This is a genomic window from Pseudomonas sp. BNK-30 (genome assembly GCF_047456185.1).
GTDB classification, from domain to species: domain Bacteria; phylum Pseudomonadota; class Gammaproteobacteria; order Pseudomonadales; family Pseudomonadaceae; genus Aquipseudomonas; species Aquipseudomonas putida_E.
Map to the genome: position 1 here is coordinate 3,389,689 of NZ_CP179904.1, position 15,030 is coordinate 3,404,718.

14 protein-coding genes are annotated in these 15,030 nt (G+C 63.4%); 6 read left to right on the forward strand and 8 right to left on the reverse strand.

The window, feature by feature from the left end:
• Positions 1–7 precede the first annotated feature (7 nt).
• Positions 8–718 carry a DUF3108 domain-containing protein gene (locus tag ACMGGN_RS15775; protein WP_012313136.1) on the forward strand — a complete coding sequence of 237 codons (711 nt, stop codon included), beginning with the start codon at positions 8–10 and terminating at the stop codon, positions 716–718.
• A gap of 165 nt (positions 719–883) precedes the next feature.
• Positions 884–1,066: a hypothetical protein gene (locus tag ACMGGN_RS15780; protein ID WP_119688400.1), complete on the forward strand. Its 183-nt coding sequence runs from the start codon at positions 884–886 to the stop codon at positions 1,064–1,066.
• 152 nt (positions 1,067–1,218) lie between these two features.
• Here ACMGGN_RS15780 and ACMGGN_RS15785 read toward each other — a convergent pair whose 3' ends face one another.
• The 7 genes from ACMGGN_RS15785 to ACMGGN_RS15815 form a co-directional block, all read right to left on the reverse strand.
• Positions 1,219–1,758 carry a DUF2058 domain-containing protein gene (locus ACMGGN_RS15785; protein WP_012313134.1) on the reverse strand — a complete coding sequence of 180 codons (540 nt, stop codon included), beginning with the start codon at positions 1,756–1,758 and terminating at the stop codon, positions 1,219–1,221.
• 26 nt (positions 1,759–1,784) lie between these two features.
• A complete protein-coding gene (gene mazG / locus ACMGGN_RS15790; protein ID WP_012313133.1) occupies positions 1,785–2,618 on the reverse strand; it encodes a nucleoside triphosphate pyrophosphohydrolase in 834 nt (277 codons plus the stop codon).
• A 61-nt stretch (positions 2,619–2,679) separates the two neighbouring features.
• The gene (relA, locus tag ACMGGN_RS15795) at positions 2,680–4,920 is read right to left on the reverse strand and encodes a GTP diphosphokinase (protein WP_046787452.1); all 2,241 of its coding nucleotides are present in this window, start codon (positions 4,918–4,920) and stop codon (positions 2,680–2,682) included.
• A 95-nt stretch (positions 4,921–5,015) separates the two neighbouring features.
• Positions 5,016–6,374 (reverse strand): 23S rRNA (uracil(1939)-C(5))-methyltransferase RlmD, encoded by a 1,359-nt coding sequence (rlmD, locus tag ACMGGN_RS15800; RefSeq protein WP_414156093.1) that lies wholly within the window; start codon positions 6,372–6,374, stop codon positions 5,016–5,018.
• Positions 6,375–7,274, reverse strand: coding sequence for a cysteine synthase CysM (gene cysM / locus ACMGGN_RS15805; protein WP_039602020.1), 900 nt, complete (start codon positions 7,272–7,274; stop codon positions 6,375–6,377). It lies immediately after the preceding gene.
• A gap of 117 nt (positions 7,275–7,391) precedes the next feature.
• Positions 7,392–8,783 (reverse strand): sensor histidine kinase, encoded by a 1,392-nt coding sequence (locus ACMGGN_RS15810; RefSeq protein WP_414156094.1) that lies wholly within the window; start codon positions 8,781–8,783, stop codon positions 7,392–7,394.
• A 3-nt stretch (positions 8,784–8,786) separates the two neighbouring features.
• Positions 8,787–9,503: a response regulator transcription factor gene (locus ACMGGN_RS15815; protein ID WP_115275445.1), complete on the reverse strand. Its 717-nt coding sequence runs from the start codon at positions 9,501–9,503 to the stop codon at positions 8,787–8,789.
• Positions 9,504–9,697: 194 nt separating this feature from the next.
• Between ACMGGN_RS15815 and ACMGGN_RS15820 the strand changes: the two genes are divergently transcribed.
• The 4 genes from ACMGGN_RS15820 (at position 9,698) to ACMGGN_RS15835 (ending at position 14,425) form a co-directional block, all read left to right on the forward strand.
• Positions 9,698–12,457 carry a response regulator gene (locus ACMGGN_RS15820; protein WP_115272983.1) on the forward strand — a complete coding sequence of 920 codons (2,760 nt, stop codon included), beginning with the start codon at positions 9,698–9,700 and terminating at the stop codon, positions 12,455–12,457.
• 108 nt (positions 12,458–12,565) lie between these two features.
• Entirely contained in the window at positions 12,566–13,555 is a 990-nt protein-coding gene (locus ACMGGN_RS15825) for a 2-hydroxyacid dehydrogenase (RefSeq protein WP_204919968.1), read from the forward strand.
• A 31-nt stretch (positions 13,556–13,586) separates the two neighbouring features.
• Entirely contained in the window at positions 13,587–14,024 is a 438-nt protein-coding gene (locus ACMGGN_RS15830; RefSeq protein ID WP_039602107.1) for a hypothetical protein, read from the forward strand.
• Positions 14,021–14,425: an META domain-containing protein gene (locus ACMGGN_RS15835; RefSeq protein WP_046787457.1), complete on the forward strand. Its 405-nt coding sequence runs from the start codon at positions 14,021–14,023 to the stop codon at positions 14,423–14,425. The genes ACMGGN_RS15830 and ACMGGN_RS15835 overlap by 4 nt, the downstream gene beginning before the upstream one ends.
• Before the next feature lie 76 nt (positions 14,426–14,501).
• Here the strand turns inward: ACMGGN_RS15835 and ACMGGN_RS15840 are convergent, their stop codons facing one another.
• A complete protein-coding gene (locus tag ACMGGN_RS15840) occupies positions 14,502–14,966 on the reverse strand; it encodes a TlpA disulfide reductase family protein (protein ID WP_046787458.1) in 465 nt (154 codons plus the stop codon).
• Positions 14,967–15,030 lie beyond the last annotated feature (64 nt).

The following is a 15,030-nucleotide window of genomic DNA, read 5'->3' on the forward strand; positions in this document are numbered from 1 at the left end:
AGAATTTATGCGTCGCGCCCTGCTCTTGGCTCTCGCCGTGCTCGCCCTGCCCCTCCAGGCAGCCGACTTGAAACCCTTCTCGGCCAGCTACACCGCCGACTGGAAGCAACTCCCCATGAGCGGCACTGCCGAGCGCAGCCTGGTCAAAAATGCCAACGGTACCTGGGACCTTAATTTCAAGGCTTCCATGATGATCGCCAGCCTGACCGAGCAAAGCACCCTGCGCATGGACAACGACACCCTGCTGCCGCAGAAGTATCACTTCGAGCGTGGCGGCCTGGGCAAAGCCAAGAAAGTCGACCTCACCTTCGACTGGAACGGCAAGAAAGTCACCGGCAGCGATCGGGGCGATGCCGTCAGCCTGCCGCTCAACCGCGGCGTGCTGGACAAGTCCTCCTATCAGCTGGCGCTGCAGCATGATGTGGCCGCCGGCAAGAAAAGCATGACCTACCAGGTGGTCGATGGTGACGAGATCGACACCTACGATTTCCGCGTGCTGGGTACCGAAAAGGTCACCACCAAGACTGGCCAGGTCGAGGCGGTCAAGGTCGAGCGCGTGCGCGACCCGAGCCAGAGCAAGCGCATCACCGAGCTGTGGTTCGCCAAGGACTGGGACTACCTGCTGGTACAACTGCGCCAGGTCGAGACCGATGGCAAGGAGTATGTGATCGTGCTGCAGGATGGTACGGTCGACGGCAAGTCGGTCAAAGGCAACTAAGCCGCAGCCCGCAAGATCCGTAGCCCCGCCCTGTGCGGGGCTTCTTTTTGCCTGGGCCACATGAAACTTGTTTCATGGTCATTTTATTTACTTAGGCAGCTAACAAACTCTATAAAAGAAGTGCGCGACATTATGTCGCAACCAACTGAGCAGTGGAGTTTAACGATGACAGTCCAAGTAACCGAACGCGACGAATCGAAAATGTCCCACGAAGGCCTGGCCGCTGGCGTGCGGATCTGGGATGTGCACCAGCAAGGTGAATTGGTCGGGATGTTCCATAACGAACACGAAGCCCACCAATACCGGGCAGAGCTTGAAGTGCTGGAAAACCAGCGCGCTACGCAATGACCCACACAGTCTTTTGATTTGGGGCCGCTTTGCGGCCCATCGCCAGCATGCCGGCTCCTACAGGTACCGCGCAGGTTTGTGCTGTACCTGTCGGCGATGGGGCTGCGAAGCAGCCCCAATAGGCGTTACCGCTTAGGCGGGGGTTTTCATGCTTACCACATCAAGTCGTCAGGGATCTTGTACGCAGCGTACGGATCGTCCTCATCCGCTTCCTCGACATGGGTGTTGAGCAGCAGGATGCGATGGGGGTCGCGCTCCTGGATCTTCACCGCTGCCTCGCGAGGGATGACTTCGTACCCCCCACCAAACGACACGATCGCCAGCGCGCCATTGCTCAGCTTGCTGCGCATCAGGGCGTTCACCGCAATGCGTTTGACCTTCTTGTCGTCGACGAAGTTGTAGTAGTCCTCGGTGGTGAGCTTGGGCAGGCGAGTCGCCTCGATCAACTGCTTGATCTGCGCGGCACGGGCCTTCTGTTCGGCCTTTTCCTGCTGCTGACGGTTCAGTTCCTGGTCACGCTTGGCCTTCTCGGCCATGGCTTCCTTGGCCAGGCGCTGCTGGGTATCGTCGACTTCGACCTGGCCCTTGTGCTCCAGGCGTTTCTGTTTCTTTTGGGCCTTGTTGGCCTGAGAGACCTGCTTCTGGTTGACCAGGCCGGCCTTGAGCAATTGATCGCGAAGGGAAAGACTCATGGATGTTCACTCACTTATTCAGCCACTCAGCCGCAGCTGGGCAGGTTCTTTTCCTGACGTTTGGCTTCCCCCCAAAGGGCGTCCAGTTCGTCAAGGTTACACGATTCGATGGGGCGACCGCTGTCGCGCAATGCCTGTTCGATAAAGCGAAAACGCCGTTCGAACTTGCGGTTGGCGCGACGCAGTGCGTTTTCCGGGTCTTGCTTGAGATGGCGGGCCAGGTTGACGGCGGCGAACAGCAGGTCGCCGACTTCATCCTCGAGGGCCTCGGCATCACCGTCGGCCATGGCCTGCAGCACTTCGTCGAGCTCCTCGCGGACCTTGTCCAGCACCGGCAAGGCGTCTGGCCAGTCGAAACCGACGGTGGCGGCACGCTTTTGCAGTTTGGCCGCCCGCGACAGGGCAGGCAGTGCAGCTGGCACATCATCGAGCAGCGACAGCTGTTCGGGCTCGCTTTTCTCGGCGCGCTCCTGGGCCTTGATTTCTTCCCAGCGTGACTTGACCTGGGCCTCGCTCAGGCTAGGCGTGTCCAGCGGTGCGTACAACTCACCGGTGGGAAATACATGGGGGTGACGGCGGATCAGCTTGCGGGTAATGGCATCGACCACACCGTCGAACTCGAAACGCCCCTCCTCCCGGGCCAGCTGGCTGTAGTAGACCACCTGGAACAGCAGATCACCGAGTTCGCCCTGCAGGTGCTCGAAATCCCCGCGCTCGATGGTGTCGGCAACCTCATAGGCCTCTTCGATGGTGTGCGCCACGATGCTGGCGTAGTTCTGCTTGAGGTCCCACGGGCAACCGTACTGCGGGTCGCGCAGCCGGGCCATGAGGTGCAGCAGGTCTTCGAGGGAATAGGTCATGTAAGCAGGTCCTTCGGCGGTGACTTCGTCGCGGGCAAGCCCACGAGAAGCCACCGCAGTTTCAAGGGGTACGATTACGCCGCGTCTCGATGATGTTCGGCAACTGCGAAATCCTGCCCAGCAGACGCCCCAGCGCATCCAGGCCCGGGATCTCGATGGTCAGCGACATCAGCGCGGTGTTGTCTTCCTTGTTCGAGCGGGTGTTGACCGCCAGCACGTTGATCTTCTCGTTGAGCAGCACCTGCGACACGTCACGCAGCAAACCTGGGCGGTCGTAGGCACGGATAACGATATCGACCGGGTAGGTCTGCACCGGTATCGGCCCCCAACTGACCTGGATCATGCGCTCCGGCTCACGCCCTGCCAACTGCAGCACCGAGGCACAGTCCTGGCGGTGAATGCTCACGCCGCGGCCCTGGGTGATGTAGCCGACGATGGCATCGCCCGGCAGCGGCTGGCAGCAGCCGGCCATCTGCGTGAGCAGGTTGCCGACGCCTTGGATCTGAATGTCGCCACGCTTGCCAGTGCGCGGGCCGGTAGGCTTGCGCGGTACCAGCTCGATCTGCTCGATACGCTCGGGTTCGAGCAACTGCTGGGCAGCGTTGACCAAATGCGCCAGGCGCAGGTCACCGGCACCGAGCGAGGCGAACATGTCCTCGGCGGTCTTGACGTTGGTCTTCTCGGCCAGGCGTTCGAAGTCTACCTGCGGCAGGCCCAGGCGGCTGAGCTCGCGCTCGAGCAACGTCTTGCCGGCGGCGACGTTCTGATCGCGGGCCTGCAGCTTGAACCAGTGGACGATCTTGGCCCGGGCCCGCGAAGTGGTGACGTACCCCAGGTTGGAGTTCAGCCAGTCACGGCTCGGGTTGCCGTGCTTGCTGGTGATGATCTCCACCTGCTCGCCGGTCTGCAGGCTGTAGTTGAGCGGCACGATGCGCCCGTTGATCTTGGCGCCACGGCAGTTGTGGCCGATCTCGGTGTGCACGCGGTAGGCGAAGTCCAGCGGCGTGGCGCCCTTGGGCAGGTCGATGGCATGGCCGTCGGGGGTGAATACATAGACCCGGTCCGGCTCGATATCGACCCGCAACTGCTCGGCCAGGCCACCGATGTCGCCCAGTTCCTCATGCCATTCGAGCACCTGACGCAGCCAGGAGATCTTTTCTTCGTAGTGGTTGGAGCTGGGCTTGACGTCGGTGCCCTTGTAGCGCCAGTGGGCGCAGACGCCAAGTTCGGCCTCTTCGTGCATGCCGTGGGTACGGATCTGCACTTCCAGTACCTTGCCCTCGGGGCCGATCACGGCGGTGTGAAGCGAGCGGTAGCCGTTCTCCTTGGGGTTGGCGATGTAGTCGTCGAACTCTTTGGGAATGTGCCGCCACAAGGTGTGGACGATACCCAGCGCGGTATAGCAGTCGCGCACTTCCGGTACCAGTACGCGCACCGCACGTACGTCGTAGATCTGGCTGAACTCCAGGCCTTTGCGCTGCATCTTGCGCCAGATCGAATAGATGTGTTTCGCCCGCCCACTGATGTCGGCGTTGACCCCGGTGGCCAGCAGTTCGTTTTGCAACTGGTTCATCACATCACTGATGAAGCGCTCACGGTCCAGCCGGCGCTCGTGCAAAAGCTTGGCGATCTGCTTGTACTGATCGGGTTCCAGGTAGCGGAAGGACAGGTCTTCCAGCTCCCACTTGATGTGGCCGATGCCCAGACGATGGGCCAGCGGCGCATAGATGTCGAACACCTCACGCGCCACACGCAGACGCTTCTCGTCATCGGCGGACTTCACCGCACGGATCGCGCAGGTACGCTCGGCGAGCTTGATCAGCGCCACGCGCACATCGTCGACCATCGCCACCAGCATCTTGCGCAGGTTCTCGACCTGCGCCTGCGAGCCCAGCACCAGTGACTGGCGCGGGCTGAGGCTGGCACTGATGGCAGCCATGCGCAGCACGCCGTCGATCAGCTTGGACACTACCGGGCCAAAACGCTGCCCGACCTCGGCCAGGGTCACCTTGCCCTCGCGCACGGAGCGGTAGATCACCGCCGCCACCAGCGAATCCTGGTCGAGCTTGAGGTCGGCGAGGATTTCGGCAATTTCCAGGCCGGCCTGGAAACTGGAGGTACCATCGGCCCAGGAATGCTTGGCCGGGTTGCCCTTTTTCTCGATTTCCTGGGTGAACTCGCAGGCCTCTTCGAGTGCCGCGCGATCCAGTGCCGAATCGACGCTCACCACATGATCCAGCCATGCTTCGAGATTGATACTGCCGTCCGTATTGACCGGCTGGTGCACTCTCACCTGTACCATCTTTGTTTTACCTTTCCATACAGCGCACCACTCGGAGCGCTGGCTATCACCGTACGGCTCCCAGTCCATGGGAACCGCACCAAGGGGCCAGCCTGCTAGCCCGCTTCGAATAACGCCATGGCCTCGACATGCGCCGTCTGAGGAAACATGTCGAGAATCCCGGCCCTTTTTAACCGGTACCCTTGGCCGACCAGCACCTGGGCGTCTCGCGCCAGCGTGGCCGGGTTGCATGATACATAAACCAGTCGCTTGGCCCTGAGGCGTGCGATGCCTTGCACCACCTCGAAAGCACCGTCGCGCGGTGGATCCAAGAGTACCGCAGAAAAGCCCTCGGCGGCCCATCCGGCGCCTGCCAAAGGCTGGGATAAATCGGCCTGAAAAAACCGTGCGTTATGCACATTGTTGTCTCGGGCATTGGCCGCAGCCCGATCGACCATGGCCTGCACACCCTCGACCGCCACCACTTCCCGCGCCTGGCGGGCCAGCGGCAGGGCGAAATTGCCCAGGCCACAGAACAGGTCGAGCACTCGCTCGTCGGCCTGCGGAGCGAGCCAGGCCAGAGCCTGCTCGATCATTGCGGTATTGACCTGGGCGTTGACCTGAACGAAATCACCCGGGCGCCAGGCCAGCTCCAACTGCCAAGGCTGCAAGGTGAAGCCCAGCTTCGCGCCAGCATCCACCGGCACCGGTTCACCTTCACCCTGCAGCCACAGCTGCGCCTTGGCCTCGCTGCAGAATGCCTGCAGACGCGCCAGGTCATCGGCCGGCAGCGGCGCCACGTGGCGTACCAGCAGCGCTTCGGCCGTGCCGCTGAACAGCTCGACGTGGCCGATGGCCTGGGGCTTGCCCAACGAACGCAGCACGGTCGGCAGATGCCGCAGAATCGACTGCAAAGGCTGTACCAGCACGGCGCAGTCGTCGATGGCGACGATGTCCTGGCTGGCCTCGGCACGGAACCCTACCTCCAGCTGACGCGCTTTGACATCCCAGCGCACCGCCACACGCGCCCGCCGCCGATAGCCGAATTCCGGCCCGCTCAATGGCGCCGCCCATTCTTGCGGTTGCACACCGGCAACCCGTTGCAGCTGTTCGGCCAAGGTACGCTGCTTGAGCGCCAGCTGCGCCTCATGCGGCAGGTGCTGCAAGTTGCAGCCGCCACACCGCTCGTAATGGCGGCACGGCGCCTGGCGGCGCTCGGGGCTGGCCTGCAGCACACGCTCCAGGCGCGCCTCGACTACCTTGCCACGGGCATTGAGCACGCGTGCCTCGACCGCTTCACCGGCCAGGGCGCCGCTGACGAACCAGGTGCGCCCGTCGCAAAAAGCGATGCCGCGGCCGTCACCGGCCAGGCGCTCGATCTCCAGGCGCTGCTTTTTGCCCACAGGGACCTGGGGCGTGCGGTTACCGCCGGCCGGCTGAAAGCGCAGGCCGCTGTTGGTTTTCTTTCTGGACATTTAGCTCGGGTCGAACAGGCCGGTGGACAGGTAACGGTCGCCACGGTCGCAAATGATCGCGACCATTACCGCGTTTTCCACTTCACGGGACAGGCGCAGCATGGCTGCCACTGCACCACCGGAAGACACGCCGCAGAAAATGCCCTCTTCACGGGCAAGGCGGCGCATGGTGTCCTCAGCTTCGTGCTGGGACATGTCCATGACGCGGTCAACGCGGGTGGCATCGAAGATTTTCGGCAGGTACTGCTCGGGCCAGCGGCGGATGCCCGGAATGGCCGAGCCTTCCATCGGTTGCAGGCCAACGATCTGCACCGCCGGGTTCTGCTCCTTGAGGTACTGCGAGCAGCCCATGATGGTGCCGGTGGTGCCCATGGAACTGACGAAATGGGTGATGGTGCCCTGGGTCTGCTGCCAGATTTCCGGGCCGGTGCTGTTGTAGTGGGCAATCGGGTTGTCGCCGTTGGCGAACTGGTCCAGAACCAGGCCGCGACCTTCGGCCTGCAGCTTCTCGGCCAGGTCGCGAGCGCCTTCCATCCCCTCTTCCTTGGTCACAAGGATCAACTCGGCACCGTAGGCGGTCATCGCTGCCTTGCGCTCTGCGGTGGAGTTGTCGGGCATGATCAGGATCATCTTGTAGCCCTTGATCGCTGCCGCCATGGCCAGGGCAATACCGGTATTGCCGGAGGTGGCTTCGATCAGGGTGTCGCCGGGCTTGATCTGACCGCGCAGTTCGGCGCGGGCGATCATCGACAGGGCCGGGCGGTCCTTCACGGAGCCTGCCGGATTGTTACCTTCGAGCTTGAGCAGGAGGGTATTGCTGGTTTCTCCAGCGATGCGCTGCAGGCGAACCAGGGGCGTATTGCCGACGCAATCGGCGATGGTTGGGTACTGCAAGGTCATGGTGTATTTCACAATCCGGACGGCAGGGGCGCCTATCATACCGGCAAACCGTTCGCGGCCATATCACGCAATCTGTGGTGGGTATAGCTACAAGCTATAAGCGGCAAACTTCAAGCTTCAAGCTGTAGCTAGCGCCTGTGGCTGCGGGGGTTCCCGCGAGGGGGCGGGCAGGTGTAGCGGCAAGCGCATGCAGAGCTTCAAGCCGCGTTTGCCGTTTTCTGCCCACAGGGTTCCGCCCTGGCGCTGAATCGCACTGCGGGCGATGCTCAGGCCCAGGCCGAAACCGCCGTCACCAGGGCGCGAGCCATCGAGCCGGGTGAAGGGGGCAAAGATTCGCTCCAGATCCTCGTTAGCCACTCCACCGCCTTGATCTTCCAGCCACAGGTGCCAATAGCCACCTTCACGCTGCCCGGCCAAGTACACCAGGCCGTTTTCCGGGGAGTGGCGGATGGCGTTGCGCAGCATGTTTTCCAGGGCCTGGGCCAGATAATTCAGATTGCCCTGCACCCAGCAGTCGACTGGCAGCTCGCAGCGCAAACGCTCGGGCGACCAGCCGCTTTCGTAACTGGCATCCTCTGCCAGCAGGTCCCACAGGGCCTGCACCTGGATCGGCTCAAGGTTCATCGGCGCACGCTCGGCATCCTGCCAGGCAAGCTGCAAGGTGTCCTCGACCAACTGCTGCATGCAATCCACCTCGCGCCCCAGCCGCTCGCGCAGGCGCTGCAGGTCGGTTTCACCGTCGCAGGCCACGCGCAACCGGCTCAACGGTGTGCGCATTTCATGGGACAGATCACGCAGCAACTGCTGTTGCATCGCCACCGTGCCCTGCAGCCGTTCGGCCATCTGGTCAAAGGCGCGGGCAAGCTCGCCCAGTTCGTCATGCCGGGCGATGGTGCGCGAATCCAGCCGTGCCGAGAGCTGGTCGGCACGCCAGGCATTGGCCTGCTCGCGCAACTGGTTGAGCGGCACGATCAGCATGCGGTACAGGCCGACGCACAGCAGCAAGGTGAACAACCCTGGAATGACACCGTTGGTCAACACCCGCCACAGCACCCGGTACTGGCCAGGGTTGAAACGCTCGGGCAGCTCCATCACCAGCATGCCATGCTCCGGCGCCCCCGGGAACGGTATGCGCAGCCAGGGCTGGTCGGTACTGCGCCGGCTCATGGGCCAGTCGACACCGCGCAGGCGCGTGAGCCGGTGCATGACATCGGGGCCGAGCGTGGCGCTGGCGAGCGGTTGCAGATTGATGTCGAGCACGCCTATCCAGCCACGTTCACGCTGGTGCATGGCCGCAACCCATTGGTCCAGCCCGCTGCGGCCACCGCTGCGCCACGCCTGCTCGGCCTCGCCGGCATAGCTGCGCAGCACTTGCCGGGCAGGCTCATCGAGAAAGGCATTCTGGGTTTCCATATGGCGGCCCCAGGTGTAACTCAGGCCGATCATCAGCAGGCAGAAGCCCACCAGCAGGATGGCCAGCTTCCAGAACAGCGAGTGGCGGTCCAGCATGGCCTACTCCGCTTCGCCGGCACTGAGCACGTAGCCCTTGCCCCACACGGTGCGGATCTGCCGGTCCTGGTAGCCGATGCCCTTGAGCTTGCGGCGGATCTGGCTGACATGCATGTCCAGGCTGCGGTCATGCCGCGAATAACCCCGTTGCAGCACCTGCTGGTAGAGAAAAGGCTTGCTCAGCACCTCGTCGACGTTGCGGTTGAGGATTTCGAACAGGCGATACTCGCTAGGGGTAAGGCCTGCCTGGCGGCCGCCGAAGCTGACATCGCAAAGGGTCTCGTCGAACCACAGCTCGCCACAGGCAACACCCGATGGCGGCTGGTGACGACGCTCGAGGGCAACGCGGCGCAGGATGGCCTCGATGCGCACCTGCAGCTCGACCATGCTGAAAGGCTTGGGCAGGTAGTCGTCGGCACCGCGCTGGAAGCCATTGATACGGTCGGCCTCAGCACCCAACGCCGACATCAGGATAACCGGCGTGGCGCTGCGTCGACGCAACTGGGCCAGGGCATCCAGGCCGTTGAGCCCAGGCAGCAGGATATCCATCAGGACCACGTCGAAGGCTTGGCGACCAGCGGTTTCCAAACCTTCCAGGCCGTTGCGGCACCAGGTCACCTCAAAGCCGCCTCGCTGCAGTTCTTCGTGCAGATAGGCACCCAACACCGGATCATCCTCGATGGCGAGGATGCTGGAAGCATTAATAGTTACGGGATTCATTGGCAACTGCCACATATTCTCAATTGCGCGATTATTGAGCATGCGTACGCCATAGGCAACCGTCCTGCGATCAACGCCCGCCGGCTGGGTGAAAACAGCCATATAAAGGGTGCATTAGGCAGGCAGGCGGAGTAACTTTCCGCTTTGGTCCGTTACCCCGGTAACGGCGTCCAGGCACATCACAGGAGGCGAGTGTGCTCGATCGTTTGGGAATCAGAAGCCGGGTACTGCTGCTGGCCGTGCTGCCTGCCAGCTTGATGGCTCTGGTGCTGGGCAGCTATTTCACGTGGCTGCAGCAAGACCAGTTGCGCACTCAACTGCTGCAACGCGGCAAGATGATTGCCGAACAACTGGCCCCCCTGGCCGCGCCCGCCATGGCCCGGCAGACGCCTGCGCAGCTGGAGCGGATTGCCGCGCAAACCCTTGAGCAAGCCGACGTCCGTGCAGTGGCCTTCCTCGCCCCGGACCGCTCCCGCCTGGCCCACGCCGGCCCCACCATGATCAACCGGCCACCCAGCGGCGGCACGGGCACTCAACTGTTGGAGCGCAGCGGCAACGATGCCACACGCTACCTGATGCCGGTGTTCGGCCACCACCGCGACCTGGCCACCGAGGCCGTCCCGGCCGAAGCCGAGCGCCTGCTGGGTTGGGTCGAGATCGAGCTGTCGCACGACGGCATGTTGCTGCGCGGCTACCGCAACCTGTTCACCAGCATGCTGCTGATACTCGCTTGCCTGGTGCTCAGCGGCCTGTTGGCGATGCGCATGAGCCGCACCATCAATGACCCGATCGCGCGCATCAAGCATGCAGTCAACCAGCTCAAGGACGGCCACCTCGAAGAACGTCTGCCGGCCATGGGCAGCCACGAGCTGGACGAACTGGCCCGGGGCATCAACCGCATGGCAGAAACCCTGCACAGTGCCCATGAAGAGCTGCAGCACAGTATCGATCAGGCCACCGAGGATGTCCGCCAGAACCTGGAAACCATCGAGATCCAGAACATCGAGCTGGACATGGCGCGCAAGGAGGCCCTGGAGGCGAGCCGCATCAAGTCTGAATTCCTGGCCAACATGAGCCACGAGATCCGCACCCCGCTCAACGGTATCCTCGGCTTCACCCACCTGCTGCAGAAAAGCGAGCTGACCCCGCGCCAGCTGGACTACCTGGGCACCATCGAAAAATCGGCCGACAACCTGTTGGGGATCATCAACGAGATCCTCGACTTTTCCAAGATCGAGGCCGGCAAGCTGGTGCTCGACAGCATTCCGTTCAACCTGCGCGACCTGGTCCAGGACACCCTCACCATCCTGGCGCCCGCCGCCCACGCCAAGCAGCTGGAACTGCTCAGCCTGATCTACCGCGACACCCCGTCATCGCTGGTAGGCGACCCGCTGCGGCTCAAGCAGATCCTCACCAACCTGGTGAGCAATGCCATCAAGTTCACCCGCGAGGGCACCATCGTCGTGCGGGCGATGCTCGAGGACGAGCAGCAAGACAGCGCGCAGCTGCGCATCAGCGTGCAGGACACCGGTATTGGCCTGTCGCCTCAGGATGTGCGCACGTTGTTCCAGGCGTTCAGCCAGGCCGACAATTCGCTGGCCCGCCAGCCGGGCGGCACCGGCCTGGGGCTGGTGATCTCCAAGCGCCTGATCGAGCAGATGGGCGGCGAGATCGGGGTCGACAGCACACCGGGCGAGGGTTCGCAGTTCTGGATCAGCCTGAGCCTGCCCAAGGCCCACGACGACAGCGAGGCGCAGTCGTCGCAGCCGCTGCTGGGGCGGCGCGCGGCGATCGTCGACGGGCATGACCTGGCACGCCAGGCCCTGGAGCACCAGTTGCAGGATTGCGGCCTGAGCGTCAGCCTGTTCGCGTCCTATGAGCAATTGCTGCAGGGTGTACAGGCTGGCTTGCAGGCTGGGATGCCCTTCGATTTCGCGGTGCTGGGTGCCAACCTGGGCAATCTCACGCCCGAACAGCTGGGCCAGTACCACCAGCAACTGGAGCGCTACCACTGCCATTGCGTGGTACTTTGCCCGACTACCGAGCAAGCGCTGTACCACCCTCACCTGCCTAACGGCCACGGCCAACTGCTGTCCAAACCGACCTGCACGCGCAAGCTGCGCCGCCTGCTGCTGGAGCTGCTGCAACCGCGCCGCACGCGGGGCGAACCGGCCCCGCCAACGCGCGGCCAGCGCCAGCCGAAAATCCTCTGCGTCGACGACAATGCGGCCAACCTGCTGCTGGTACAGACCCTGCTGGAAGATCTCGGCGCCGATGTGCTGGCGCTCGACAACGGCCATGCTGCGGTGCAGGCGGTGCAGAGCGAACACTTCGACCTGGTGCTGATGGACGTGCAGATGCCAGGCATGGATGGCCGTGCCTGCACCGAGCAGATCCGCTTGTGGGAAAACACCCAGAGCGGCAGCCCGCTGCCGATCGTCGCCCTTACCGCTCACGCCATGGCCAACGAGAAACGTGCACTGCTGCACAGCGGCATGGACGACTACCTGACCAAACCGATCAGCGAGCGCCAGCTGGCCCAGGTGGTGATGAAATGGACCGGCCTGAGCCTGGGTGTCGGGCCACTGGAGCGCCTGGACGAACAGCAGGCCGAGGGCCAGGATCTACCGGTGCTCGACCCTGAGGAAGGCTTGCGCCTGGCGGCAGGCAAGCCGGATCTGGCGGCAGACATGCTGACCATGCTGCTGGCATCGCTGGCATCGGACCGTGAAGCCATTCGTGCTGCACGGGAGGGCGACGATCACGGCGCACTGATCGAGCAGGTGCATCGGCTCAACGGTGCCTCGCGCTATTGCGGCGTGCCGCAGTTGCGTGCAGCCTGCCAGCGCAGCGAGACCTTGCTTAAACAGGAGCATCCGCAAGCCCAGCAGGCGCTCGACGAGCTGGATGGCGCAATTGTCCGGCTGGCGGAGCAGGCACGCCAGAACGCCTGACCTTCAGGGCCTCATCGCCGGCAAGCCCTCGATGAGGCCGGTGCAGATCAACTTCCCTGCACGCCCGGGTGGCTACAATCCCCCAACCACGATAAAGGAAGCCCGACCATGCGCGCCCTGTTGTTCAGCAGCCAGCACTATGACCAGGAAAGCTTCACGCGGGCCACTTGCGATAGCGCCCTGGAGCTGCACTTCCAGCCCGCCCGCCTGACCCTCGACACCGCAGCCCTGGCTCAGGGTTTCGAGGTGGTCTGCGCGTTCATCAACGATGAGCTCGACGCGCAGGTACTGCAACGCCTGGCCGCTGGCGGGACGCGCCTGATCGCCCTGCGTTCGGCCGGCTACAACCATGTGGACCTGGCCGCCGCCCAAGCCCTGGGCCTGGCAGTGGTGCGCGTGCCCGCGTATTCACCGCATGCCGTGGCCGAACATGCCGTGGCGCTGATCCTGGCGCTCAACCGGCGCCTGCACCGGGCCTACAACCGTACCCGCGAAGGTGACTTCACCCTGCATGGCCTGACCGGCTTCGACCTGCACGGCAAGACCGTCGGCGTGGTCGGTACCGGCCAGATCGGCGCCGCCTTCGCCCGGATCATGGCTGGCTTCGGTTGCCAGTTGCTGGCTTACGACCCCTACCCCAACCCTGAGCTGCTGGCGCTGGGGGCACGCTACGTCGAGTTGCCAGAACTGCTGCGCGAGGCGCGGATCATCAGCCTGCATTGCCCGCTCACCGAGCACACCCGGCACTTGGTCAACCCGCAAAGCCTGGCCCAGTTGCAGCCCGGCGCCATGCTGATCAACACCGGTCGTGGTGCGCTGGTCGACACTCCGGCACTGATCGACGCCTTGAAAAGCGGCCAGCTCGGGTACCTGGGGCTGGATGTGTATGAAGAAGAAGCCCAGCTGTTCTTCGAGGACCGTTCCGACCTGCCGTTGCAGGATGATGTGCTGGCGCGGCTGCTGACGTTTCCCAACGTGATCGTCACTGCGCACCAGGCGTTCCTGACCCGCGAAGCGCTGGACGCCATTGCCGCGACCACGCTGGACAACATCAACCGCTGGGCGGCGGGTAATGCGCAGAATCTGGTCACAGGTTGATGCTAGGATACGCGGCATTTCTGGAGGACCCATGGTCGAGCACGATTTCCGCTACACCCTTTTCAACCCGCAACACACCTTGATCGAGTGCCGCGCCCTGGTACCGGGCCGCTACCAGGTGACCGGCAACGGTGGCTCGATGCACAAGGGCGACACCCTGCTGGTCACCCTCAAGGGCAGCAAGGACTTGTCCATGCGCCTGACCGTCGAGAGCGTGCGCCACCTGATCAACCCGCGTGGCCAGTGGGTGGCCGTGGCCAGCGGCCCGCTGTTCAACGAGCTGGAAATCCTTAACTGGCAGGCTGAATGCGACAGCTGCGATGCCGTGCTGGACTTCGAGTTCGCCGTGGACGCAAAGCTTGGCAAGAAAGCCCGCCAGCCGGCTGCTACTGCGCGCATCGCCGAGCTGGGCTGGGCCAGCCGTGGCGACAAGCACGTGTGCCCGCGTTGCCAGGAGAGCGCCGAGTGAAGAATCTGCTGACCGGCGCCCTGATTGCCACCGGCCTGCTCGGCTGCGCCGCCGAACCCTCGAAGCTGCAACTGGAACGCAGCTATGTGCTGGAGTGGATCGGCGAGCGGCCGCTGATCGACTACAGCCACCTGACACTGACGCTGGCCAGCGATGGCCGGGCCTATGGCAATGCGGGCTGCAACCATTGGTTTGCACCGTACACGCTGGACGGTGAGCACCTGAGCTTCGGCAAGGTCGGCAAAACCCGCAAGCTGTGCGCGCCGGCGTTGATGGAGCAGGAAAAGCGCTTCCTGCAGGCGCTGGAGACGGTGCAGCGCTGGGATGTATCGCCCATCGAGCAGATGCGCTTCTGGCCGGCCGAGGGCAAGCCGCTGCGGTTCTGGCCTGAGGAGGGCTAGCTTCAAGCCGCAAGCTGCAAGAAAAGGCGGATCGGTGCACGGCCAGCTTTTTCTTGTAGCTTGCAGCTTGCAGCTTTCAAGCCCCCTTGAGCGCCTTGATCTTGGCTTGCAGCCCTTCCAGGGTCTGCTCACCCAGCAGCTGCTCGCGCACCTTGCCCTTGTCATCGATGATGTAGGTCACCGGCAACGCTTCGCTGCGTGGCAGGTCATAGCGCTCGGCCGGATCTTGCGCCAGCACGGTAAAGCCGATGCCCAAGGTATCGGCCGCCTGCTTCAGCTCCTGCCCCTGCAGGCCATCGAAGTTCACCCCCACCACCTTGATGCCATCGGCCGCCCACTGCTTGGCCGCAGTGTTCAGTTCAGGCACCTCGGTACGGCACGGGCCGCACCATTCAGCCCAATAGTTGAGCACCAGCCAGTGCCCGTCGATCTGCTCGGCCTTCACCGTGTTGCCGTGCTGGTCCACGCCGTAGTCGGCACCGCAGCCACCTAGCAAAAGGCCTGCAGTAATGGCCAATGCTGCTGCCAAACGCCTTGCCATGGGTCAATCCTTCTCGAAGTTTCAAGCGAATGGGTCAGTTCCTGCGGTTAGAATAGCCGCCACA

Coding starts and splice junctions, on each gene's coding strand:
- ACMGGN_RS15775 (WP_012313136.1), top strand. CDS start 8: ATGCGTCGCGCCCTGCTCTTGGCTCTCGCCGTGCTCGCCCTGCCCCTC.
- ACMGGN_RS15780 (WP_119688400.1), top strand. CDS start 884: ATGACAGTCCAAGTAACCGAACGCGACGAATCGAAAATGTCCCACGAA.
- ACMGGN_RS15785 (WP_012313134.1), bottom strand. CDS start 1,758: ATGAGTCTTTCCCTTCGCGATCAATTGCTCAAGGCCGGCCTGGTCAAC.
- mazG (WP_012313133.1), bottom strand. CDS start 2,618: ATGACCTATTCCCTCGAAGACCTGCTGCACCTCATGGCCCGGCTGCGC.
- relA (WP_046787452.1), bottom strand. CDS start 4,920: ATGGTACAGGTGAGAGTGCACCAGCCGGTCAATACGGACGGCAGTATC.
- rlmD (WP_414156093.1), bottom strand. CDS start 6,374: ATGTCCAGAAAGAAAACCAACAGCGGCCTGCGCTTTCAGCCGGCCGGC.
- cysM (WP_039602020.1), bottom strand. CDS start 7,274: ATGACCTTGCAGTACCCAACCATCGCCGATTGCGTCGGCAATACGCCC.
- ACMGGN_RS15810 (WP_414156094.1), bottom strand. CDS start 8,783: ATGCTGGACCGCCACTCGCTGTTCTGGAAGCTGGCCATCCTGCTGGTG.
- ACMGGN_RS15815 (WP_115275445.1), bottom strand. CDS start 9,503: ATGAATCCCGTAACTATTAATGCTTCCAGCATCCTCGCCATCGAGGAT.
- ACMGGN_RS15825 (WP_204919968.1), top strand. CDS start 12,566: ATGCGCGCCCTGTTGTTCAGCAGCCAGCACTATGACCAGGAAAGCTTC.
- ACMGGN_RS15830 (WP_039602107.1), top strand. CDS start 13,587: ATGGTCGAGCACGATTTCCGCTACACCCTTTTCAACCCGCAACACACC.
- ACMGGN_RS15840 (WP_046787458.1), bottom strand. CDS start 14,966: ATGGCAAGGCGTTTGGCAGCAGCATTGGCCATTACTGCAGGCCTTTTG.